18 protein-coding genes are annotated in these 22,423 nt (G+C 71.3%); 7 read left to right on the top strand and 11 right to left on the bottom strand.

The features are described 5' to 3' along the window. Positions 1-223: 223 nt before the first annotated feature. Positions 224-2,335 carry an MMPL family transporter gene (locus KUA19_RS00550; RefSeq protein ID WP_217393727.1) on the bottom strand — a complete coding sequence of 704 codons (2,112 nt, stop codon included), beginning with the start codon at positions 2,333-2,335 and terminating at the stop codon, positions 224-226. Between the two features lie 100 nt (positions 2,336-2,435). Here KUA19_RS00550 and KUA19_RS00555 point away from each other — a divergent pair, with 100 nt between their 5' ends. Next, positions 2,436-3,140: a TetR/AcrR family transcriptional regulator gene (locus tag KUA19_RS00555; protein ID WP_217393729.1), complete on the top strand. Its 705-nt coding sequence runs from the start codon at positions 2,436-2,438 to the stop codon at positions 3,138-3,140. Positions 3,141-3,175: 35 nt separating this feature from the next. Then, a complete protein-coding gene (locus KUA19_RS00560; RefSeq protein WP_217393731.1) occupies positions 3,176-5,650 on the top strand; it encodes a GcvT family protein in 2,475 nt (824 codons plus the stop codon). A gap of 146 nt (positions 5,651-5,796) precedes the next feature. Here the strand turns inward: KUA19_RS00560 and KUA19_RS00565 are convergent, their stop codons facing one another. Both KUA19_RS00565 and KUA19_RS00570 read right to left on the bottom strand, forming a co-directional pair. Continuing rightward, positions 5,797-6,984 carry a S8 family peptidase gene (locus tag KUA19_RS00565; RefSeq protein ID WP_254548379.1) on the bottom strand — a complete coding sequence of 396 codons (1,188 nt, stop codon included), beginning with the start codon at positions 6,982-6,984 and terminating at the stop codon, positions 5,797-5,799. 432 nt (positions 6,985-7,416) lie between these two features. Next, positions 7,417-9,015 carry a Rieske 2Fe-2S domain-containing protein gene (locus KUA19_RS00570; RefSeq protein ID WP_217393733.1) on the bottom strand — a complete coding sequence of 533 codons (1,599 nt, stop codon included), beginning with the start codon at positions 9,013-9,015 and terminating at the stop codon, positions 7,417-7,419. A 162-nt stretch (positions 9,016-9,177) separates the two neighbouring features. On the opposite strand from KUA19_RS00570, the gene KUA19_RS00575 reads away from it, so the two are divergent. Continuing rightward, entirely contained in the window at positions 9,178-9,402 is a 225-nt protein-coding gene (locus tag KUA19_RS00575) for a DUF2631 domain-containing protein (RefSeq protein ID WP_217393735.1), read from the top strand. A gap of 68 nt (positions 9,403-9,470) precedes the next feature. Here KUA19_RS00575 and KUA19_RS00580 read toward each other — a convergent pair whose 3' ends face one another. The 8 genes from KUA19_RS00580 to KUA19_RS00615 form a co-directional block, all read right to left on the bottom strand. Continuing rightward, entirely contained in the window at positions 9,471-10,661 is a 1,191-nt protein-coding gene (locus tag KUA19_RS00580) for a DivIVA domain-containing protein (protein ID WP_217393737.1), read from the bottom strand. A gap of 31 nt (positions 10,662-10,692) precedes the next feature. Further along, positions 10,693-11,820: a dual-specificity RNA methyltransferase RlmN gene (rlmN, locus tag KUA19_RS00585; RefSeq protein ID WP_217393739.1), complete on the bottom strand. Its 1,128-nt coding sequence runs from the start codon at positions 11,818-11,820 to the stop codon at positions 10,693-10,695. A gap of 129 nt (positions 11,821-11,949) precedes the next feature. Next, the gene (locus tag KUA19_RS00590; RefSeq protein WP_254548381.1) at positions 11,950-13,308 is read right to left on the bottom strand and encodes a phosphatidate cytidylyltransferase; all 1,359 of its coding nucleotides are present in this window, start codon (positions 13,306-13,308) and stop codon (positions 11,950-11,952) included. Beyond that, positions 13,308-13,865, bottom strand: coding sequence for a ribosome recycling factor (gene frr / locus KUA19_RS00595; protein ID WP_217393740.1), 558 nt, complete (start codon positions 13,863-13,865; stop codon positions 13,308-13,310). Before frr ends, KUA19_RS00590 begins: the two co-directional genes overlap by 1 nt. Positions 13,866-14,038: 173 nt before the next feature. After that, positions 14,039-14,758, bottom strand: coding sequence for a UMP kinase (gene pyrH, locus KUA19_RS00600; protein ID WP_217393742.1), 720 nt, complete (start codon positions 14,756-14,758; stop codon positions 14,039-14,041). A 135-nt stretch (positions 14,759-14,893) separates the two neighbouring features. After that, entirely contained in the window at positions 14,894-15,721 is an 828-nt protein-coding gene (tsf, locus tag KUA19_RS00605; RefSeq protein WP_217393744.1) for a translation elongation factor Ts, read from the bottom strand. Positions 15,722-15,799: 78 nt separating this feature from the next. After that, complete coding sequence (gene rpsB, locus KUA19_RS00610) at positions 15,800-16,627, bottom strand: 30S ribosomal protein S2 (RefSeq protein WP_217393746.1); 828 nt, start codon at positions 16,625-16,627, stop codon at positions 15,800-15,802. Positions 16,628-16,865: 238 nt separating this feature from the next. Beyond that, positions 16,866-17,741: a hypothetical protein gene (locus tag KUA19_RS00615; RefSeq protein WP_217393748.1), complete on the bottom strand. Its 876-nt coding sequence runs from the start codon at positions 17,739-17,741 to the stop codon at positions 16,866-16,868. A 289-nt stretch (positions 17,742-18,030) separates the two neighbouring features. Between KUA19_RS00615 and KUA19_RS00620 the strand changes: the two genes are divergently transcribed. The 4 genes from KUA19_RS00620 to KUA19_RS00635 all read left to right on the top strand — a co-directional run bounded on the left by KUA19_RS00620 (position 18,031) and on the right by KUA19_RS00635 (position 22,353). After that, on the top strand, positions 18,031-18,390 hold the full coding sequence (locus tag KUA19_RS00620; RefSeq protein WP_217393750.1) for a YraN family protein: 360 nt from the start codon (positions 18,031-18,033) through the stop codon (positions 18,388-18,390). Between the two features lie 61 nt (positions 18,391-18,451). Then, complete coding sequence (locus tag KUA19_RS00625) at positions 18,452-19,975, top strand: YifB family Mg chelatase-like AAA ATPase (protein ID WP_217393751.1); 1,524 nt, start codon at positions 18,452-18,454, stop codon at positions 19,973-19,975. Beyond that, positions 19,972-21,153: a DNA-processing protein DprA gene (gene dprA, locus KUA19_RS00630; RefSeq protein WP_217393753.1), complete on the top strand. Its 1,182-nt coding sequence runs from the start codon at positions 19,972-19,974 to the stop codon at positions 21,151-21,153. The genes KUA19_RS00625 and dprA overlap by 4 nt, the downstream gene beginning before the upstream one ends. A gap of 30 nt (positions 21,154-21,183) precedes the next feature. Further along, positions 21,184-22,353: an aminotransferase class V-fold PLP-dependent enzyme gene (locus KUA19_RS00635; RefSeq protein ID WP_217393755.1), complete on the top strand. Its 1,170-nt coding sequence runs from the start codon at positions 21,184-21,186 to the stop codon at positions 22,351-22,353. The last annotated feature ends 70 nt before the right edge of the window (positions 22,354-22,423 follow it).

Consider the following 22,423-nt stretch of genomic DNA (forward strand, 5'->3'; position numbering starts at 1 on the left):
GAGGCGGTAGCGGCCCTCGCGCAACGCTCGCGGGAGCTGGGCCTGCGTCGCGCCCGCCGACTGGCCTCGATCGAGGAACTGCGCGAGTACGCCACCATGTGGCCGTCCAGCCGCCGAACGAGTTCGGCATGTGGTTTGGCATACCACCTGGTTCGGCTTCGGCTGAGGTGAGCGGGAGCGGCGGGAGGGCCTGGGCAGATGATCACGCCCAGGCCCTCAGCGGTCACGCCTCCTTGAGGCCGTAGCGGCGGTAGACCACGCCGAGCCGTCCCGGCGCCCACCAGTTCCAGCGCCCGAGCAGCCGCATCGTCGCGGGCACCAGCACCGCCCGCACCAGCGCCGCGTCGATGGCCACAGCCACCACCATGCCCACCCCGAGCACCTTGATCGTGGTCGTACCCCCGGTGGCGAACCCGCCCAGCACCACCATCAGCAGCAGCGCCGCCGCGGTGATGATCCCGCCGGTACGCTGCAGCCCCGACGCCACCGCCTGGGTGTTGTCCCCGGTGGCGTCCCACTCCTCGCGCACCCGCGACAGCAGGAACACCTCGTAGTCGGTGGCCAGCCCGAACAGCACCGCGAGCATCAGCACCATGTTGCCCGGCTCCAGGAACCCGGTCACGGTGAAGCCGAGCCAGTCGGACAGGTGCCCGTCCTGGAAGATCCAGACGACCACGCCGAACGACGCCCCGATCGAGATCACGTTCATCACGATCGCCTTCAGCGGCAGCACCACCGACCCGAAGGCCAGGAACAGCAGCAGGAACGTGCTGAGCGCGACCATGCCGAGCATCCACGGCAGCCGCTGCCCGATGGTGTCCAGCTGGTCGAGGTCGGCCGCGGGCCGCCCGCCGACCATGATGGTGGCCCCGGCGGGGGCGGGCAGGTCGCGGATGGCCTGCACGACGTCGCGGGCGCGCGGTGACGCGGCCTCGCCCGGGTAGGCGACCGAGATCAGGGTGCTGTCGCCGCGCTGGGCGGTGATCCGGGCGTCGGTGACGTCCGGCAGCGTCTTGATCGTGGCCGCGAGACCGTCGGCGCCGGGGCCGGTGACCAGCACGCTGATCGGCGCGGCGCTGCCGCCGGGGAACTCGTCGGCCAGCCGGGCGGTGACGGTGCGCGACTCGGTGCCCTCGGGCAGCACCCGCTCGTCGAACCCGCCAAACTGGGCGCGCAGGAACGGGGTGGCGGTGAGCAACAGGATCGCGGCGACGCCGAGCGCGTACAGGACGGGGCGGCCCATGACGCTGCGGGCGATCCGCGCCCAACCGCCTTCGGCCTGGGGGCGGGGACGGAACAGGCGCGGCAGTGGCACCCGCAGCGCGTTGATCTTCGGGCCGAGCACGGCGAGCAGGGCGGGCAGCGCGGTGAGCGCGGCGAGCATCGCCACCAGGACCGCGGCCATACCGCCCCAGGCCATGGACTTGAGGAACGCCATCGGGAAGATCAGCAGGCTGGCCAGCGCGAGCGCGACGGTGATGCCGGAGACCGCGACGGTACGCCCGGCGGTGGTCAGCGTCGCGGCCACCGCCTCGGCCGGGGTACGCCCGGCCGCCAGCTCCTCCCGGTACCGGTTGACCACGAACAGCGCGTAGTCGATCGCCATGCCCAGCCCCAGCATCGTGATGATGTTGACGGCGAACACGGACACCTCGGTGACCTGGGCGATCAGCCGGACCGCGGTGAACGCCCCCAGCACCGCGAGGATGCCGACGAACAGCGGCGTCGCGGCGGCGACCAGGCCCCGGAAGATGAACACCAGCAGGACCAGCAGGATCGGCATGCTGATCAGCTCGGCCATCGTGATGTCCTCGCTGACCTGCTCGTTGGCGTCGCTGAGGAACGGGATGAGTCCGCCGACCTCGGTCTTCAACCCGCCCCCGGCTCGCAGCGCGCTTTCGATGGAGGCCAGGTCGTCGAGCTTGTGGTTCTCGTCGCCGTCACGCAACTGGATCGCGACGTACGTGGCGTGTCGGTCGGAGGAGAAGAACACCGGCGGGGCGCCCTGCGCGTAGCCGGTGACGACGCTGGTGACCTCGGTCCGGCCGGACAGACCGGTGGCGATCGCGCCGACGGCCTGCTGGAAGGCCGGGTCGTCGACGGTGCGCGTGGCGGAGCTGTACAGCGCGAGGACGTCGATGTTCTGCCGTCCGAGCGCGGCGGTGATCTGCTCCTGCGCCTTGCTGGACGGGCTGCCCGGATCGTTGAAGCCGCCGCTGGTCAGGTCGCCGAAGACGGCCCCACCCCAGGTCCCGCCGACGATCACGACCGCGGCCGCGGCGATCAGCACCCACCAGCGCAGCCGTACCACGGCACGCCCCCACCACGCGAACATCAGTTCCTCCCCGGAGGATTCGCTATGCTGTTTACGCCACTCAGTTGAGTGAACGGTGTTTACTTTCGCGGACGACGTTCACTGACGTCAAGGGAGCACTATGTCGGACACCTCACACCGGCGCGAGCGGCTGCGCGAGCGCACCGTCGTCGAGATCAAGGACCTCGCGCGGGCGCAGCTGGTGGCGGGCGGTCCGACCGGCATCTCACTGCGGGCCATCGCCCGCGACATGGGTATGACCGCAGCCGCGCTCTACCGGTACTTCCCCGCCCTGGACGCCCTGGTCATCGACCTGTGCACCGACCTCTACGAGGAGCTGCGCCTGGCCTGCGAGGCCGCCCGGGACGCTCTCGGCCCGGACGCCGACGCGGTGCCGCGCCTGCTCACCATGGCCCGCGAGCTACGCCGCTGGACCCTGGACCACCGCCCCGAGGCGACGCTGATCTTCGGCCCGCCGCTGCCGGGCGTGGAGGAGTTTCGCGAGCGCTGCGTCGACCTGGAGCACGCGGGCGCGCGCTTCGGCCAGCTGTTCATCGAGCCGATCCTGGAACTGTGGCGCGACGGCCGCCTGCCGCCGATGGGCCACGTCGACCTGTCCCGGCTGAAATCGGCCCTGCCCAACCACGGCGAGCTGCCGGTCGAGGTCACCGCGGTCTTCCTGACCTCCTGGACCCGTCTCTACGGCGTGCTCGCCGCCGAATTGTTCGACCAGTTGAACTGGACCGGCGTGGCTACCGAACCGCTGTTCGAAGCGGAGCTCGCCTTCTTCTCCGCCCAGGTCAGGGAGCCGAAGAACGCCGGTTGACTGACTGGCGGCTCAGGAAGGTAGGCTCGCCCGCTATGACGAGCAACACACTGCCCCCGAACCTGCCCGACCGCGCCCGCGTGGTGGTCGTGGGCGGCGGGGTCATCGGCACCTCGGTCGCGTACCACCTGGCGCACATGGGCTGCAAGGACGTCGTGCTGCTCGAACGCGACCGGCTGACCTCCGGCACCACCTGGCACGCGGCCGGGCTCATGGTCACCTTCGGCTCGACGTCGGAGACCTCGACCGAGATGCGCAAGTACACCCGCGACCTGTACAGCCGACTGGAGGCCGAGACGGGCCTGGCCACCGGGCTCAAGCAGGTCGGGTTCGTGCAGGTCGCCACCGACGCCGACCGACTGGAGGAGTACCGGCGCGTGTCGGCGTTCAACCGCCACTGCGGCGTGAACGTGCAGGAGATCTCGCCCGGCGAGGTCAAGGGCCTGTTCCCACTGGCCAACACCGACGACGTGCTGGCCGGGTTCTATGTCGCCGAGGACGGACGCGCCAACCCGGTCGACGTCACCATGTCGCTGGCCAAGGGCGCCCGCCTGCAGGGCGTACGGATCATCGAGGGGGTCAGCGCCACCGGGTTCACCACCAAGGGCGGCGCGGTCACCGGTGTGCGTACGCCGTACGGGGACATCGAGGCCGAGTTCGTGGTCAACTGCGCGGGCATGTGGGCCCGCCAGCTCGGCGAGAAGGCCGGGGTCAGCATTCCGCTGCAGGCCGCCGAGCACTACTACCTGATCACCGAGCCCATCGAGGGCATGCACGGCGACCTGCCCGTGCTGGAGGATCCGTCGTCGTACGGCTACTTCCGCGAGGAGGGCGCCGGGCTGATGATCGGCCTGTTCGAGACGCTGTGCGCGCCCTGGAAGGTCGAGGGCGTCCCGGACACGTTCTCCTTCGGCGAGCTGCCCCCGGACTGGGACCGGATGGCGCCGTACCTGGAGAAGGCCATGGCCCGCATCCCGATCTCGGCAGAAGTAGGCGTGCGCAAGTTCTTCTGCGGCCCGGAGAGCTTCACCCCCGACCTCGCCCCCGTCTTCGGTGAGGCCCCCGAGCTGCGCAACTACTTCGTCGCGGCGGGCCTGAACTCGATCGGCATCCTCACCGGCGGCGGCATCGGCCGGGCGCTGGCGCACTGGATCCTCAACGGCCGCCCCGACATCGACGTCACCGGTATGAACATCGACCGGCTGCACGCGTACCAGAGCAACCCCGAATACCGGGCCACCCGCACCGTCGAGTCGCTGGGCCTGGTCTACGAGCCGCACTACCCCGGCCGGGCCATGCAGACCGCGCGCGGGGCGAAGCTGTCGCCGATCCACGCCCGGCTGGCCGACCAGCGCGCCTACTTCAAGGACGTCAGCGGCTGGGAGAGCCCCGACTGGTACGCCACGGCGGACATGCAGCCGAAGATCGAGAAGCTGTCCTGGGGGCGGCAGAACTGGTTCGGGACCTGGGCCGAGGAGCACCACGCGGCCCGCGAGAACGTGATCCTGATGGACATGTCGTTCATGGCGAAGTTCCTGGTGCAGGGGCGTGACGCCGGGGCGGCGCTGGAGCGGCTGTCGGCCAACCGGGTCGACGGCGAGCCGGGCACGATCACCTACACCCAGTGGCTGAACGAGGGCGGGCTGCTGGAGGCGGACCTCACCGTCACCAAGCTCGACGACGAGAAGTTCTGGGTGGTCGCCTCCGACACCGCGCACCGGCACGTCGAGACGCGGATGCGCCGCCACTTCGCCGCGACCGGGGCGCACGCGTTCGCGACCGACGTGACCGGGGCGTACGCCCAGATCAACATCCAGGGGCCGCGCTCGCGCGAGCTGCTCGCGGCCGTCACCACGACGGACATGTCCAACGAGTCCTTCCCGTTCCGGCACGCCCGCGAGATCGACCTCGGCTTCGCCCGCGCCCTGTGCATCCGCATCACCTACCTGGGCGAGCTCGGCTACGAGCTCTACATCCCCGCCGAGCAGGCGGTCTACGTCTACGACCGCTTGGTCGCCGCGGGCGCCCCGCTCGGGCTGCGGCACGCCGGGCTCAAGGCGCTGTCCAGCCTGCGGATGGAGAAGGGGTACCGCGACTACGGGCACGACATCGACAACACCGACTCGGTGCTGGAGGCGGGGCTCGGGTTCGCGGTCGCGCTGGACAAGCCGGGCGGCTTCATCGGGCGTGAGGCGGTGCTGGCGAAGAAGGCCGCGGGACCGCTGACCCGGCGCCTGCTGCAGATCCTGGTCACCGACCCGGAGCCGCTGATGTACCACGCCGAGGTGGTGCGGCGCGACGGCGTGGAGGTCGGCTACATCCGGGCCGCGTCGTACGGGCACACGCTCGGCGGGGCGGTCGGGCTGGCCATGATCGAGGCCGGGCAGCCGCTGGACCAGGCGTGGATCGACGCGGGCACCTGGACGGTGGAGATCGCCGACCGCCAGTGGCCCGCGATCGCGAGCCTGCGCCCCCTGTACGACCCGAAGAACGACCGCATCAAGCTCTGACCCGACGGGGCGCGCCGAGCCCCGCCCCGCCCCGCCCCGCTTAGCATTGACGCTGGCCTATCTAGAGGACAGTTTTCCAAGATTCGTCCACTAGATAGGCCAGCGTCGATTTAGAACGGGATGCGGCGCGGAGCGCTCAGGACAGGTCAGAAGTTGGCGGTGTACAGCAGGCGGTTCGGGGAGCCGCTGCCCGGTGACCCGACCACGCCTGTGGTCGCGTTCGCGATCAACGCCGCCTGCACCTGGGCGGGCGTGGCCGTCGGATTGTTCTGCAGATACAGCGCCGCCGCCCCGGTGACGTGCGGGGTCGCCATCGACGTCCCGCTGATCGTGTTCGTGGCCGCGTCGCCGCCGAACCACGACGAGGTGATGTCCACGCCCGGCGCGAAGATGTCGACGCAGGTGCCCCGGTTGGCCCAGCTCGGCTTGGCGTCGTTGCTCTGCGTCGCCGACACGGTGATCGCCTCGGGCACCCGGGCGGGCGAGTAGTTGCACGCGTTGGCCGCGAAGATGCCCAGGATGCCGTTGCCCGCCGCGATGGCGTACGTGACCCCGTCGGCGATCGACGCCTTGACCGCGTTGTCCAGCACGGTGTCGGCGCTGCCGCCGAGGCTCATGTTCGCGACGGCGGGCTCGCCCGGGTCGTGGTCGGCGGTGACCCAGTCGATGCCCGCGACGACCTGCTCGGTGGTGCCGCTGCCCTCGGCGTCGAGCACCCGTACCCCCACCAGCGTCACGCCCTTGGCCACGCCGTAGGTGGCGCCGCCGACGGTCCCGGCCACGTGGGTGCCGTGCCCGTTGGCGTCGTCGGCGGTGCCGCCGTCGATCGCGTCGAAGCCGGAGACGGCGCGGCCGCCGAATTCGCCGTGCGAGAACCGGATGCCGGTGTCGATGATGTACGCGCGTACCGCCGAGGCGGTGTTGTTGTAGGTGTAGGAGTTGCTCAGCGGCAGGTTGCGCTGGTCGATGCGGTCGATGCCCCAGGTGGCGGGCGACTGGGTGGCCTCGATCCGGTGAATCAGATTGGGCTGCACGTACGCCACGCTCGGGTCGGCGGCGATGCGGCGGGCCGCCCGCTCACTGCCGTTGAACGAGAAGCCCCTGAGCCCGGCGGCGAAGCTGCGGCGCACCGACGCCCCGTGACGTTCGGCCAGCGCGGCCGCGTCAGCCTTGCCGCCATCTTTGAAAACGACGATGTAACTGCCCGGTACGGCCTCACCGCTGACGGGGACCAGCGGCGCCTCGGGCGGTGCGGCGACGGCCGCGGTGGGCACGGCCACGGCGCCGGTGACGGCCAGCACGACGGCCAGCACGCGCATCCTGGTACGACTCATCTGTTCCTCCCCTACCCGACCTGCTATATGAGGAGGAACGTATACAACCAATGTAAATATAAGAAGACTTCAGTTTTTCGATGCGCTCAGCTTCACTGGAAAGGTTGGGCGCCCCGCCTCGACCGCCAGTCAAGCGCGCATATGGCACCTGAACTGCGACGACGCGCCGGTCCCGCCCGTCGCAACCCCGGCTCACCGCGAGCGGACGCGACCTCACAGTGGCTCGCGCGCCCGCGGTCATTCCCCTGCACAGACCCCTGCCCGGAACACCGGTTTTTGACCCACAGCACTGATCTCCGCACGGAGATCGGCGTCTACGGTCAAAAACTGCGGCCCAGAGCCTGTTCTTGACCGCAGACGCCGATCATCGACACGCCACGCAAACCAGAGCCCAGGCCGAAGCCAGCCGGGCCAGGAGGTCCGGCCTCCGGGTCAGACCGCGGTCTGCTGGGCGGCGGACTGGCCAGCGGGCTCGGAGCGGATCTCGTGGCCGACACTGGTCAGGCAGCGGCCGCTCTTGAGGTCCCACTTCCAGCCGTGCAGCTGGCAGGTGAGCTGGTTGCCCTCGACGATGCCGAAGCGGGTCAAGTCGGCCTTGAGGTGCGGGCATCGCCGCTGGAAGGACCAGTCGCCGACGGTGATGTCCTCGGCGTCGGGGCGCTGCGACTCGTACCAGCCCTCGGCGTACTGCAGGCGCTCCTCGGACAGGCACTTGAAGAACGCGTACACGAACTCGTTGTACTGCCCGATCCGCGCGGCCGAGAACCGGCAGGACAGGAACAGCGAGTTGACCCAGTCGCCCTCGTCGATGTGCAGCAGATGCTCGACCAGCCGCCGCTCGGTGCGGAACCGGTAGCGCACCTTCTCCGGCGCGCCGTCCACCAGCTCCGGCCGTCGGACCACCTTGTTCGGGAAGTCAATCATGATGGACTCGACCACCTCGGGCACGTCCTGGCCCTGGACCGGCTCGGTCAGGTCGAACCGCACCGGCCCGCCCACGCCCTGCGCCAGCCGCACCGACTCCTCCAGCAGCGGCTCGATGCGGGCCCGCATCCCGGCCAGCACGTCGATCTCCGGGTGCGACCAGGACGCCTTCTCCTGCTCGATCACCACCCGCTGCCGCTCCCGGTACGCCTTGAGGTGCTCCTCCTTGGCGGCGAAGAACTCGCCCAGGTCCGGCACCGGGTGGGTGGTGTCGCACTCACCCACGGTGATCTCGGAGACCGAGCCGGGCAGCAGCACCACGCCGTTGTCCCCGCCGACCTTGGCGTACTCGGCGATGAAGTCCCACTGGTCGGGGAAGATGTTGCCCTCGTCGCCGTGGATGTCATTGAACTGCCACAGCTCGTCATCGAGGAAGCAGGGCGGGCCCGCGATCGGGAAGACGAAGTCGGCCTTGAGGTCGTCGATGTAGCGCCAGGTGCGGTCGTACTGCCGCTCGCGCTTCTGCTTGCCGAACGCGGTCTTGGCGGCCTGGGGCAGCTCGTAGACCATCGGGTACCAGATCGCGCCGGAGAACTGCAGCATGTGCGCGTGCACGTGGCCGAGCTCGGTGAAGCGGACCAGGTCGGTGGGGCGGGCGTCGTTCTGGTTCAGCACGCGTACGCCGTCGTGCTCCACCCACAGCGACGAGTCCCCGATCGGGCCGTCGGTCGGCGAGATCAGCGCCTGGATCATGATCTTCAGGCCGCCGTCGAGCTCGTGCACCTCGTCCGAGACGGTCTTGAAGAACCTGGTGAAGCCCAGCTCGCGCAGCTCGTCCTCCAGCTGCGAGGTCGGGTACTCCGGCAGCAGCACGGTCGCCTTCTTCGACACGAAGCGCCTGAGGTGCTTGGCGTCGAAGTGGTCGCGGTGCAGGTGCGAGACATAGAGGTAGTCGACGTCGCCGAGGGTGTCCCAGTCCAGCTGGGAGTTGTCCGGGAACGGGAACCACGAGGCGAAGTACGCCGGGTTCACCCACGGGTCGCACAGGATGGAGCCCGCCGCCGTGTCGATGCGCATGCTGGCGTGGCCCGTACCGGTGATCCGCACTGTTCGTTCCCCTCTCACCCGCTGGTCGTGCAGCCTTAGACGCTACCCGAGCCGCATCCGCCCCGACGCGACCGCCCGGACCCCCGCCATGCCAGACTGTGCTTGTCGCCGCCGTGGCACGCGCACGGCGAGGACGCGGACCGAGAGACAAGGAAGCAGACCGTGGCCGCACAAGAGCCGGTAACCTCACCCGACCAGCACGCGAAGACGCCGGTCAAGGCCGCCCGGATCGCGGGCGTCGTCGTGATCGTGATGCTGCTGCTGATGCTCGCCGGTAACCACCGGGGCAACGTCGAGAACATCTGGCTGCTTCTCGTCGCCGGCATCCTGGCCGCCATCATGATCATCGACGCGGTGCTGCGCCGCAACGGCCTGCGCGACGAGTGAGCTGACACGAAGAACGGCCCCGGCCGCTGACCTTGGTCAGCGAACCGGGGCCGTCGTGTCTCGACGCGTCAGCGGCGGCCGACGACGATCTCGCGCACCTCGCGCAGCGCCTGCTCGACCTCGGCCTCGTAGTAGCCGCCGGGCACCAGGCTCAACCGCGACGGGTCCAGCTCGCCCTCGTTGACCGGACCGTTCATGCGGCCCGACAGCGAGCCGAGCAGGCTCTCGAACAGCCGGTCCACCTGCTGCGGGTCGTAACCGCTGCCGAAGCGGCGCAGCTGGAACGTCCGCCGGAGCTGGTCCACGCGCTGCAGCTCACCGGTGTAGGCCGGGCCCGCCGGGGCGGGCGGAGGCGGCGGCGGAGGCGTGGTGAAACCGCCGCCACCGTACGACGAGACCGCCGGTGCCGGGGGCACCGCCCCGAACGTGCCGGTCGCGTCGCTGTCGTAGCCGCCCCGCGGGGCACCGAACGTGCCCGTCGCCTCGTTGTCGAACCCGCCACGCGGCGCGTTGAACGTGCCCGTGGCGTCGTTGTCGTAGCCGCCGCGCGGGGCCCCGAACGTGCCGGTCGCCTCGTTGTCATAACCACCGCGCTGCGGCAGGCCGCCGCCATAGACGGGCTGCTGCCCGGTCTGCGAGCTGAACCCGGCACTCGGCCCGTACGGGTCGACGCGCGGGGGCTCGTTGCGGGGCGGCTCCGGCATCCGGGGCGGCTGCGGCCGCTCCATCCGGATCTCGCTGGTCATGTCGGCCCGGCCGTGGCCGCCGTTGAAGCCGTCAAAGGCGCCGTTCTGCGGACCGGGCGGCGGCCCGGCGAACTGCGGCTGCGGCTGCGGCTCCTCGAAGCGCTGGTCGTAGCGCGGCATCGCGCCCGTGGGCACGTTGGCGCTGGGGGTGCGGGTCGGCAGCGGCGGCGGCGCGTTCATGGGCCCGGGCGGGCCCTGCGGAGTCGCCACCGGCGGCGGGGTCGGGCTCATCGCGGCGCGCAACTCGGCACCGCGGCCGGGACCCGACGCACGCTCCTCGATCTCGGCGAGCTGCCGCTCGACCCGATCGAGGTGCAGGTCGACCTGCCACTCGTCGTAACCGCCGAAGCGGACCCGGAAGACGACGTCACGCACCTCGTGCGAACGCACGTCCGCACCGATCGAGGCGCCGTTCAGGGTCGCCTCGACCCGGTCCAGGAAGACGTCGACCTCGTCGACCTTGTAACCGCGGCGCACCGCCCTGCGCCGGAAACGCTGACCATGAGAACTCATGCCGGGACCTCACTCATACCGTGCTCCGTGCTCATGCCTCAACCTCGCTCGCAGCCAACTGCCCACATGCGCCGTCGATCTCACGACCACGGGTGTCACGCACCGTAGTCGGCACTCCGGCGGCGCGCAACCGCCGGACGAACTCCCGCTCCACCGGCTTGGGACTGGCGTCCCACTTGCTGCCCGGTGTGGGGTTGAGCGGAATGAGATTGACGTGTGCCAGCCGCCCCGAAAGCAGGCGACCCAGCAGGTCGGCCCGCCACGGCTGATCGTTCACATCCCTGATCATGGCGTACTCGATGCTCACCCGGCGACCCGTGCGCTCGGCGTAGGCCCAGGCAGCGTCGAGCACCTCGGCCACCTTCCAGCGCTGGTTCACCGGCACCAGTTCATCGCGAAGGTCATCATCAGGCGCGTGCAGCGAGAGCGCAAGGGTAACGGAGAGATCCTCATCCGCCAGCTTGCGCATCGCGGGAACCAGGCCCACGGTCGACACCGTGACGTGGCGCTGGGACAGGCCCAGGCCCTCCGGGGCGGGGCTGGTGAGCCGGCGCACCGCCGCGATGACGCGGTTGTAGTTGGCCAGCGGCTCGCCCATGCCCATGAAGACCACGTTGCTCAGCCGACGGGGCGTCCCGTGCATCACGCCCGACGCGGCCACGCCCGCCAGGTAGACGACCTGGTCCACGATCTCGGCGGTGGACAGGTTACGGGTCAGGCCCGCCTGACCGGTGGCGCAGAACGGGCAGGCCATGCCGCACCCGGCCTGACTGGAGATGCAGACGGTCACCCGGTCGCCATACCCCATCAGCACGCTCTCCACCAGGGAGCCGTCGTGCAGTCGCCACAGCGCCTTGCGGGTGTCGCCGTCGTCGCAGGTCAGCTCGCGCACCGGAGTGAGCAGGCGGGGCATCAGGTCGCCGGCCAGGCGCTCGCGCGCGGCGGCCGGGATGTCGGTCATCCGCGCGGGGTCACGCTCCAGCCGCCCGAAGTAGTGCGTCGACAGCTGGCCGGCGCGGAACGGCTGCTCGCCCAGCTCGGCGACGGCGGTCCGACGTTCGGACAGGTCGAGGTCGGCCAGGTGGCGCGGCGGCATGGACGCGCGGCGCGCGTTCGCGCCGTCACCATCGGTAACTGAGATCAAGGGCAGGCTCGTCATGACCGATCCAGTGTCCCACGTCCGTACCCGGGCGACAGCCCCCGAGGGTGCCAACCGCGCTGCTGACGGCGTTCACCAGGCGTTCGTTGTGGCCGACCTCACCTCTGTCGGGCTTCCGTCTGTCCCGGCTCAGGACGCCGGGACGAGCACGGACAGCAACAGATACGCCGTCGGCACCGCGAACACGATCGAGTCGAGCCGGTCCATGATGCCGCCGTGGCCGGGCAGGATGTTGCTCATGTCCTTGATGCCGAGGTCCCGCTTCAGCAAAGACTCGGCCAGGTCGCCGAGCACCGCCGCGATGGAGACGAGCACCCCGAACAGCGCACCCCACCAGGGCGCCAGGTCCAGCAACGCCCACAGGATGGCCGCGCTGCCCCCGGCGGTGGCGACGATCGAACCCGCGAAGCCCTCCCAGGACTTCTTCGGGCTGATCGTGGGCGCCATCGGGTGCTTGCCGAACAGCACACCAGCCACGAACCCGCCGGTGTCGGAGAGCACCACCGCCGCCAGCGTCGCCAGGATGCGCCACTTGCCGTCGGCCGGGGTGGTCAACGGGGCGGCGAAGGCGAGCAGGAACGGGACGTACACGATGATCAGCGCCGCGGCACCGATGTCGCGCTGGTAGCCCGCCGGGCCGTCGCCCATCCGCCAGACCATGGTGGCCAGCACGGTGACCAGCAGACCGATGCTCAGCGCCTCGACGCCGGAGAACCAGGCCAGGCAGATCATCGCGGTGCCGCCCGCGATCAGCGGAACCAGCGGCGGCTTGGCCCCGGAGGTCGCCAGGGCCCGCGTCATCTCCCATACGCCCAGGCCCGCCGCGGCGACCAGGATCGCCAGGAACAGCGGCTTGGCGAAGAACAGCGGAGCCAGGATGACCACGAGCAGGCCGACAGCGACGGCGATGGAGACCGGGACATTGCGCCCGGCCCGGCCGTAGTCGCGCTTGGGCTCCTCAGCGGGCGCCGACGCGGGCTCCGTGACAGGCTCCTCCCGGCGGTGGCGACGGCCGCCGCCTGAGGACATGTCGTCATGGTCGGCCGGTTCGTAGTCGCGCCCGGTGTACCGGTAGTCGGGGTCGGCCGAGTAGTAGCCCTGGTCCGGGGAAGCGTGGTCGCGGTCACCGGAGCCGTAGCCCCGGTCGGCCGAGCCGTAGTCGCGCTCGCGGTCGCTGGAACCGTAGTCGCGGTCGCTGGAACCGTAGTCGCGGTCGCTGGAACCGTAGTCGCGGTCCGCTGAGCCACGATCGCGGTCCGCTGAGTCTCGGCTCCGATCCGGGGAACCGTAGCCGCGGTCGGCAGAGCGGTGGTCGCGGCCGTAGTCGCGGTCGCCGCGGCCGTACTCGCCGTCGCCGCGGCCGTAGTCGCGGTCGCTGGGGCCGTAGCCGTCGGAGGACGCGGAATACGCGTCGGGCGCGGCATCGTGGGGGCGCCGCGCCCGGGTGGCGTCGGACCGGCGAGGGTCCGGGTCGTAGGAGTGGCTCATCAGACTTCGAGCAGCTCGGCTTCCTTGTGCTTGATGAGCTCGTCGATGTGCGCCACGTACTTGCCGGTCAGGTCGTCGAGCTCCTTCTCCGCGCGGCGCCCGTCGTCCTCGCCCGCCTCACCGTCCTTGACGATGCGGTCGAGCTCCTCCTTGGCCTTGCGGCGCACGTTGCGCACCGCGACCTTGGCGTCCTCGCCCTTGGCACGCGCGATCTTGGTCATGTCGCGACGACGCTCCTCGGTCATCGGCGGGACCATGATGCGCAGCTGGGTGCCCTCGTTGCCGGGGTTGACGCCCAGGTCGGAGTCGCGGATCGCCCGCTCCATGGCGCCGATCTGCGAGGTGTCGTACGGCTTGATGATCACCATGCGGGGCTCCGGCACGCCGATCGAAGCCATCTGCGGCAGCGGCGTGGGCGTGCCGTAGTAGTCGATCACAATCTTGGAGAACATCGCCGCGTTTGCCCGGCCGGTCCGGATCGCCGCGAACTCCTCCTTCGCGTGCTCGACCGCCCGGTCCATCTTCTCCTCGGCCTCGAGGAGCGTGTCGTCGATCACGGGCTTCTCCGTCTCGTCTCGGTGCTCTGTCTTCGATCATCCGCCTGCCGGCGGCGTAACGTTCATGGAGCGGCGCAACCCACCGTTACCGGGCACGTCGCCGCGCGGCCATAGGGTACCGCTCGCACCCTGAGGGCTCGCGGAAGGTCGGCCCCGGGCGGGACCGGCCAAACCTAGTCCGTCGTGATCAGCGTACCGATCTTGTCCCCGGCGACCGCGCGCACGATCGTGTCGTCGCCCTCCGCGCCGAAGACCAGCATCGGCAGCCCGTTGTCGTGGCACAGGCTGAACGCGGCGGCGTCGGCCACCCGCAGGTTCTGGCGCAGCACCTCGGCGAAGGTGACGGTGTCGAGCTTGACCGCGTCGGGGTTGGTGCGCGGGTCGGCGGTGTACACGCCGTCCACCCCGTTCTTGCTCAGCAGCACCACGTCGGCCCGGATCTCCAGCGCTCGCTGCGCCGACACCGTGTCGGTGGTGAAGTACGGCATGCCGGCGCCCGCACCGAAGATGACCACGCGGCCCTTCTCCAGGTGCCGGATCGCCCGCAGCGGGATGTACTGCTCGGCCACCTGCGCCATGGTGATGGCGGTCTGGACCCGGGTCTCGACGCCTTCCTTCTCCAGGAAGTCCTGCAGGGCCAGGCAGTTCATGACCGTGCCGAGCATGCCCATGTAGTCGGCGCGGGCCCGGTCCATGCCGCGCCGCTGCAGCTCGGCGCCGCGGAAGAAGTTGCCGCCGCCGACCACCACGGCGACCTGGATGCCACGGCGGACCACCACCGCGATCTGGCGGGCGATTCCGGCCACGACGTCGGGATCGACGCCGACCTCGCCTCCGCCGAAGACCTCACCCGAAAGCTTCAGCACCACCCGGTTGAACTGGTGACCCGACATCAGCGCCCCTTCTGCTGCGGTTCGCCTGCCCTCTCCCGACAGACGATATGGCACGGGGAGGTCGTGGCGGACACCAGCAACCTCCCCGTGTTCGTGCGTTTCACCCAGGCGGGTACGAGGCCCGCCGCGGCGAGATCAGGCCTGGCCGACCTCGAACCGCTCGAAGCGGGTGACCTCGATGCCGGCCTCGGCCAGCACCTGCTTGACGGTCTTCTTCTGGTCGGTCACCGACGGCTGCTCGACCAGGACGAAGTCCTTGAAGAACGAGTTCACGCGGCCCTCGATGATCTTCGGCAGCGCGGCCTCCGGCTTGCCCTCCTCGCGAGCGGTCTGCTCGGCGATGCGGCGCTCCGACTCCACCGTCTCCGCGGGCACCTGCTCGCGGGTGAGGAACTTCGGCCGCATGGCCGCGATCTGCATCGCGACGGCGCGGGCGTCGGCCTCAGCGGCCTCGTCGTTCTTGCCGGCGTACGCCACGGCCACGCCCACCTGCGGGGGCAGGTCGGCGCTCTTGCGGTGCAGGTAGACGGCGATGTCGCCGCTCAGCACCGCGAAGCGACCGATGACCAGCTTCTCGCCGATCTTGGCCGACTGCTCCTGGATCAGGTCGGCGACCGTGGTGCCGTCGATCTTCGAGGCGAGCAGCGCGTCCATGTCGGCCGGGTTGTTCGCGGCCACGTGCGCGACCAGCTGGTCGGCCAGCGCGACGAAGGCGTCGTTCTTGGCGACGAAGTCGGTCTCGCAGTTGAGCTCCAGCAGCGCGGCACCCGAGTGGGCGACCAGGCCGTTGGCGGTCGAGCGGCCGGCACGCTTGCCGACATCCTTGGCGCCCTTGACGCGCAGGATCTCGACGGCCTTGTCGAAGTCGCCCTCGGCCTCCTCGAGCGCCTTCTTGCAGTCCATCATGCCGGAGCCGGTGAGCTCACGGAGCCGCTTGACGTCGGCAGCGGAGATAGTGGACATCAGTTCCCTCTTCGGTAGAAAGCTTCGCAAGTCGTACCACACGGTGCGGGCGGTACGCCCGCACCGTGTGACAGCGGGTCACTCAGCGGCGGTCGCGGCGGGGGCGGCCTCGGCCGGCTTGTCGCCGGTCAGCAGCTCCTGCTCCCACTCGGCCAGCGGCTCGTCGGCCGCGACGGTGCCGGGCTCCGGCTTCACGTCGCCGCCACGGGAGGCCTTGCCCGAACGGGCGATCAGACCGTCGGCCACCGCGGTCGCGATGACCTTGGTCAGCAGCTCGGCCGAGCGGATCGCGTCGTCGTTGCCCGGGATCGGGAAGTCGACCTCGTCCGGGTCGCAGTTGGTGTCCAGGATCGCGATCACCGGGATGCCCAGCTTGCGGGCCTCGTCGACGGCGATGTGCTCCTTCTTGGTGTCCACGATCCAGACCGCGGACGGGAGCTTCTGCATGTCGCGCAGACCACCGAGGGTCTTGGTGAGCTTGGTCTTCTCCCGCGACAGCTGCAGGGTCTCCTTCTTGGTGTACCCCGCGGCGGTGCCGGTCAGGTCGATCGACTCCAGCTCCTTCATCCGCTGCAGCCGCTTGTAGACCGTCTGGAAGTTGGTGAGCATGCCACCCAGCCAGCGGTGGTTCACGTACGGCATGCCCACGCGCGCGGCCTGCTCGGCCACGGCCTCCTGGGCCTGCTTCTTGGTGCCGACGAACAGCACGCTGCCGCCCTCGGCGACGGTGTTGCGGACGAAGCTGTACGCCTTCTCGATGTAGTCGAGGGTCTGGCGCAGGTCGATGATGTAGATGCCGTTGCGCTCGGTGAAGATGAAGCGCTTCATCTTCGGGTTCCAACGACGGGTCTGGTGCCCGAAGTGAACGCCGCTTTCGAGCAGCTGGCGCATGCTGACAACAGCCATGTGTCTGCCTGTCTCTCGGCACGGACGAAGGCCCGTGCTCTCCCTGGTTGTACCGGCGGCCGGCGGCCGCCGCCTGGCGCCCGGTCGTCGGCCAGGATGGGACCCACTGCGGGGACCAGGGAGGCCGACGCCCTACCTGTGACAGGTGGGAGGGCGCGCGAAGTCGACCACCGAGGTGGTCGCGTTACTCAAGTGTACGCGGTGCCCCAGGTCACTCTCCCCCGGGACACCGCCCTGGCTATGCCGCCGACGCCGCCGCCAACATCAGCGCCGCGCCGATGACCAGGTAGACCAGCGGGGTACGCAGCCACACCCGCGGGCCCTGGAACTGCACCGCGGTCGCCGCGCCGGTGGTCACCGCGTACAGGCCGAGGGCCAGGAACGGGAAAGCCACCATCGCCAGCAGCGGCGCGAGCGCCTGGCCCGCCTCCAGGGTGAACGACAGGCCGCGCAGCAGCGGGCGCAGCATCGTGTACTCACCCAGACCGGCGAAGACGCCGAACGCCACCGCCAGCGCGGGACGCTTGCTGCGGTAGACGCCGTCGGACTCGGCCACCGAACGCCGCATGGCGGCGGCGTCGACGGTCTCCGTGCGCTGGCGCAGGGGCTCCGGGTCGGGGTAGGCCTGCCCGCCCATCGGCGAACCCGGCATCGGGCCGCCCATCGGTCCACCGGGCATCGGTCCACCGGGCATGGGTCCACCGGGCATGGGTCCACCGGGCATGGGTCCAGGCGGCGGGGGCAGCGGCTCGCCCGAGCGCGCCCCGCGCGGGGCGAAGTCGGGGTCCACTGGCACCGGGAACCGGTCCCCGCCACGGTCCCACTCCCGGTCGCGGTCACGGTCCCGATCGCGGTCACGTCCGCGCGGGCGCTCAGACCCGCGCTCGCTGCCACGCTCGCTGCCACGCTCGCCGCCGCGGTCGCTCAGCTCGGCCAGCGAGGCGTAGCGCGAATCGCCCGAACGGGGCGCGGGCACGCGGGCCTCGCCCTCCAGGTCGAAGTCGTAGCCGTACTGGTCCGGGCCCCGCCGCTCGTCGCGGCCACCGCGGTCGTCCCGGCCGCCACGCGGCTCGCGGAATGAACTCCAGTCGGCGAAATCGTCACGTCCGTCCACGGGCGCAAACCGTAGAGGAGAACTCGCGTCCGCGCCAATACACAGCGGCCTTGAAAGATCAATCACACCGTCAGGCAGAGTTCGCGCGCCGGTTCCATCACCCGGTCGGCTCGGTCGGCGGCGGCCGTTCCGCCGTACGGTGTCGCGGACCGTTACCGCCCGCGACACCGTACGGCCCGATAGCAGATCCGGGGCATGATCGGGCGGTCATCCCCAAGCACACGGGTGTCCACAGCCGGGGCCCGGCGCGGGATGCGCCGCCCCCGGACCGGCCCGCAGGGTCTGCGGCATGACGAAGGTGAGGCAGGCACTCGGGGCCTGGGGCGAGCGGCTCGCGGCCGCGCACCTGGTGGCGGTGGGCATGGTGGTGCTCGACCGCAACTGGCACGGCGCGGGCGGCGAGATCGACATCATCGCCCGCGACGGCGACGCGGTGGTGTTCTGCGAGGTCAAGACCAGACGCGGCACCGGGTACGGCACGCCCGCCGAGGCGATCGGCTGGGCGAAGGTGCGCAAGCTGCGCCACCTGGCCACGCAGTGGCTCGCCATCAGCGGCATCCGCCCGTCCGAGGTGCGCTTCGACGTGGTCAGCGTGCGCGCCCAGCGCGACACCGAGCCGGTCGTCGACCACATCCGCGGCGCGTTCTGAGCGGGCCCGGGATGAGCAAGCCGACCGAGAGCGTGCCCCGCCACCGAGGCCGGGGCCGCACATGAGTTACGCACGGGTGCTCTGCGCCGGGCTCGACGGCGTCACCGGGGAACTGGTGGAGGTCGAGGCGATGCTCGCCGACGGCCTGCCCGGCGTGATCGTCACCGGCCTGCCGGACTCGGCCCTGAACGAGGCCCGCGAGCGGGTACGCGCGGCGATCACCAACTCTGGCGAGACCTGGCCGATGCGCCGGATCATCATCAACCTGTACCCCGCCGACCTGCGCAAACGGGGCTCCGGCTTCGACCTGGGCATGGCCCTGGCGATCCTCGGCGGCACGGGCACGCTGCCGCTGGCCGCGCTGGACGGCGTGCTCGTGCTCGGCGAACTCGGCCTGGACGGGGAGGTCCGGCCGGTGCGCGGAGTGCTGCCGATGGTCGCGGCCGCGGCTCGCGCGGGGGCGGCCGAGGCGGTGGTGCCGAGCGCCAACGCCGCCGAGGCCGCGCTGGTCCCGGGCATTCGGGTGTACGCCGCCGACAGCCTCGCCGCCGTCACCGCCCACATCCGGGGCATCACCGCGCTGCCCGATCCACCACCGGTGCCCGCCCCGCCCACGGCGTCCGAACTCGACCTGGCCGACGTGGCCGGGCAGGAGATGGGGCGGCTCGCGGTCGAGGTGGCGGCCGCGGGTGGGCACCACATGGCGCTGTTCGGGGCACCGGGCGCGGGCAAGACGATGCTGGCGCAGCGGCTGCCGTCGCTGCTGCCACGGCTGGATGACGAGGCGGCCCTGGAGGTGACCGCGCTGCACTCGATCGCCGGGGTGCTCGCGCCGGGGGCGCCGCTGGTGCGACGGCCGCCGTTCCAGGCGCCGCACCACACCGCGTCGGTGGCGGCGCTGGTCGGCGGCGGCAGCGGGCTGCCCCGACCGGGGGCACTGTCCCTGGCCCACCGGGGCGTGCTGTTCCTGGACGAGGCGCCGGAGTTCTCCCGGCACGCGCTGGACTCGCTGCGCCAGCCGCTGGAGGACGGGACCATCACGCTGGGCCGTTCCCGCGGCGTCGTGGTGTACCCGGCCCGGGTGCAGCTGGTGCTGGCCGCCAACCCGTGCCCGTGCGCCCGACCCGCCGGGGACGTCGCCTGCGGCTGCACGTCGCACACCAAGCGTCGCTACCGGGCGCGCGTCTCCGGGCCGCTGCTGGACCGCATCGACATCCAGCTCGACCTGATGCCGCTGAAGGCGGCCCACCTGTTCACCGAGTCCGCGCCGCGGGAGCCGTCGCGGATCGTCGCCGCGCGGGTGGCCAAGGCTCGCGCGGCCGCCGTCGCGCGCTGGGCCCCCGAACTGGACGTGCGCACCAACGCCGAGGTGCCCGGCACCGTGCTGCGGCGGCGCCGCTGGAAGCTGCCCGAACCGGTCACCCACGAACTCCGGCAGCGCCTGGACCAGGGCGTGCTGTCGGCCCGCGGCTTCGACCGGGTGCTCCGGATGGCCTGGACCATGGGCGACCTGGCCGGGCTCGACCGACCGGGCAAAGAGGAACTCAACATCGCGCTGGAACTACGCAAGGGGAGTTGGCAATGACGATCACCGACGACGGGCTGGGCGCCGACGAGCGGCAGGTCCGCGACGCGCGGCTGGTGCTGGGCTCGCTGGTGGAACCGGGCAGCAAGCAGCTGTACGAGCTGGTCAAGGCGCACGGCCCGGTGGAGGCGCTGGCGCGCGTCACCGCCGGTGCCGCGACCGGGGCGCTGGCCGAGGCGGCGGCGGTCCGGCTCGACGGGCGCGACCCGGCCGCCATCGCGGCGGCCCTGTGGGAGCGCAGCACCCGGCTGGGCGTACGCATCGTCACGCCGGAGTCGGCGCAGTGGCCCGCGCAGCTGGACGACCTGCGGCACATCAGCGCCGAGGGGCGCGACACGATCGACCGCGACACCTACCCGCCGCAGTGCCTGTGGGTGCGCGGCCCGCACGAGCTGCCCGAGGTGACGGCCCGCGCGGTGTCGCTGGTCGGCTCGCGCAGCAACACCGTGTACGGCGCACACGTCGCGGCGGAGTTCGGCTACGGGCTGGCCGATCGGGGTTGGACGGTGGTCTCCGGCGGCGCCTACGGCATCGACGCGGTGGCGCACCGGGCCGCGCTGGCCGCGGGTGGGCTGACGGTGTCGGTGCTGGCGTGCGGGGTGGACCGGCCGTACCCGACGAGCAACAGCGCGCTGTTCGAGCAGATCGCCGAGCAGGGCCTGCTGATCAGTGAGTGGCCGCCGGGCACCGCCCCGTTCAAGGTGCGGTTCCTGGTGCGCAACCGGGTCATCGCGGCACTGACGCGCGGCACGGTGCTGGTCGAGGCGGCCGCGCGCAGCGGGGCCCGGCAGACGCTGCGCCGGGCGCGCCAGCTCGGCCGCGCCGCGATGGCCGTGCCCGGCCCGGTCACCTCGGAGAACTCGGTCGGCTGCCACGAGGAACTACGCCGCGACCCGCATGAGTCGGTGCGGCCGGTGGCCTCGGTCGAGCACGTGTTGGAGGAGGTGGGCGGGGTCGGCGACCTGGCACCCGTGCCGCGCGGCCGGGAGCAGTCACTGGACGCGCTCGACCCGGTGGAGCGGCAGCTGGTGGACGCGGCACCCCGCCGGGGCGCCGCCGGGGCGAGCCAGATCGCGTACGAGGCCGGGGTGCCGCTGCGCGAGGCGCTGGCGAAGCTGCCGTCGCTGGCGCTGCGCGGGCACCTGCGGGAGCACTCCGGCGGTTTCGCGAGAGTGTGAGGCGGGGCCGGGGTCGTAGACTCCGCGTACATGATCGACGCTTCGACCCCTCCGGAGCCGCTGGCCGGAGCACGCGAGCTGTTCGCGCTGGACCCGGCGTACACCCACTTCAACCACGGTTCGTTCGGGGCGGTGCCACTGGCGGTGACCCGCGCCCGACGGACCATCCAGGAAGAGCACGACGCCAACCCGACCCGCTTCATCACCGAGGTGCTGCTGGACCGGGTGGACCGGGCGCGAGGACCGCTGGCGGAGTTCTGCGGCGCCGACCCGGGCCGCAGCGCCCTGGTCCCCAACGCCACCGCGGGCGCCGCACTGGCCCTGGCCGCGCTCGACCTGCGCCCCGACGACGAGATCGTGATCACCGACCACAGCTACAACGCGGTCACCCTGTCCCTGCGCGAGCAGACGCGCCGCCGCGGCGTACGGGTGGTCACCGCGCCGATCGAGCTCGGGGCCGGTGACGACGAGGCGGTCGAGGCGGTGCTGTCCCGGGTCGGTCCACGCACCCGGCTGGTGATCGTCGACCAGATCTCATCGGCGACCGCTCAGCTGCACCCGGTCGCCGCGATCGCCACGCGGCTGCGCGAACGCGAGGTGCCGCTGCTGGTCGACGCCGCGCACGCGCCCGGCATGCTCGACCGGCCCGCGGCCTTCGACGCCGACTTCTGGGTCGGCAACCTGCACAAGTGGGCGTTCGCGCCCGGCGGCACCGCTGTGCTGCAGATAGCCGAGCGGTGGCGGGACCGGATGGTGCCGCTGATGGTGTCCCACGGGCAGCCCGACGGATTCCCGGCCAGTATCGAGCAGCAGGGCACCCTCGACTACAGCACCTGGCTGGCCGCCCCCGTCGGCCTGGAGCTGTTCGAGCGGTACGGCGCCGACACGATCCGCCACCACAACGCCGCGCTCGCCGCGTACGGCCAGTACGTCGTCGGCCGGGCGCTCGGACTCGACCCGGCCGGGTTCGCCGACCCGGGTCCGGGCGTCAGCATGCGAGTGCTGCCGGTGCCCGCGCACGTCGCCTCCGGTCACGGCGAAGGGTCCCGCCTGCGCGCCCGCATCAGCGACGAACTGCACGCCGAGGTGAACGTGACGTCCTGGCGCGACCGCCTCTTCGTCCGCCTCAGCGCCCAGATCTACAACCACGCCGCCGAGTACGACCGCCTCGCCGAAACCCTGCCCGCACTCCTGCGCTGACCCGCCACGCACCCGCCGCACCCGCCGCACCCACCACGCACCCGCCGCACGGGCCGCGCGGGCGCCGCGG

Origin of the sequence: Catellatospora tritici, from assembly GCF_019083965.1 — a bacterium.
Classification (GTDB): domain Bacteria; phylum Actinomycetota; class Actinomycetes; order Mycobacteriales; family Micromonosporaceae; genus Catellatospora; species Catellatospora tritici.

Coding starts and splice junctions, on each gene's coding strand:
- KUA19_RS00550 (WP_217393727.1), bottom strand. CDS start 2,335: ATGTTCGCGTGGTGGGGGCGTGCCGTGGTACGGCTGCGCTGGTGGGTG.
- KUA19_RS00555 (WP_217393729.1), top strand. CDS start 2,436: ATGTCGGACACCTCACACCGGCGCGAGCGGCTGCGCGAGCGCACCGTC.
- KUA19_RS00560 (WP_217393731.1), top strand. CDS start 3,176: ATGACGAGCAACACACTGCCCCCGAACCTGCCCGACCGCGCCCGCGTG.
- KUA19_RS00565 (WP_254548379.1), bottom strand. CDS start 6,984: ATGAGTCGTACCAGGATGCGCGTGCTGGCCGTCGTGCTGGCCGTCACC.
- KUA19_RS00580 (WP_217393737.1), bottom strand. CDS start 10,661: ATGAGTTCTCATGGTCAGCGTTTCCGGCGCAGGGCGGTGCGCCGCGGT.
- rlmN (WP_217393739.1), bottom strand. CDS start 11,820: ATGACGAGCCTGCCCTTGATCTCAGTTACCGATGGTGACGGCGCGAAC.
- KUA19_RS00590 (WP_254548381.1), bottom strand. CDS start 13,308: ATGAGCCACTCCTACGACCCGGACCCTCGCCGGTCCGACGCCACCCGG.
- pyrH (WP_217393742.1), bottom strand. CDS start 14,758: ATGTCGGGTCACCAGTTCAACCGGGTGGTGCTGAAGCTTTCGGGTGAG.
- tsf (WP_217393744.1), bottom strand. CDS start 15,721: ATGTCCACTATCTCCGCTGCCGACGTCAAGCGGCTCCGTGAGCTCACC.
- rpsB (WP_217393746.1), bottom strand. CDS start 16,627: ATGGCTGTTGTCAGCATGCGCCAGCTGCTCGAAAGCGGCGTTCACTTC.
- KUA19_RS00620 (WP_217393750.1), top strand. CDS start 18,031: ATGACGAAGGTGAGGCAGGCACTCGGGGCCTGGGGCGAGCGGCTCGCG.
- KUA19_RS00625 (WP_217393751.1), top strand. CDS start 18,452: ATGAGTTACGCACGGGTGCTCTGCGCCGGGCTCGACGGCGTCACCGGG.
- dprA (WP_217393753.1), top strand. CDS start 19,972: ATGACGATCACCGACGACGGGCTGGGCGCCGACGAGCGGCAGGTCCGC.
- KUA19_RS00635 (WP_217393755.1), top strand. CDS start 21,184: ATGATCGACGCTTCGACCCCTCCGGAGCCGCTGGCCGGAGCACGCGAG.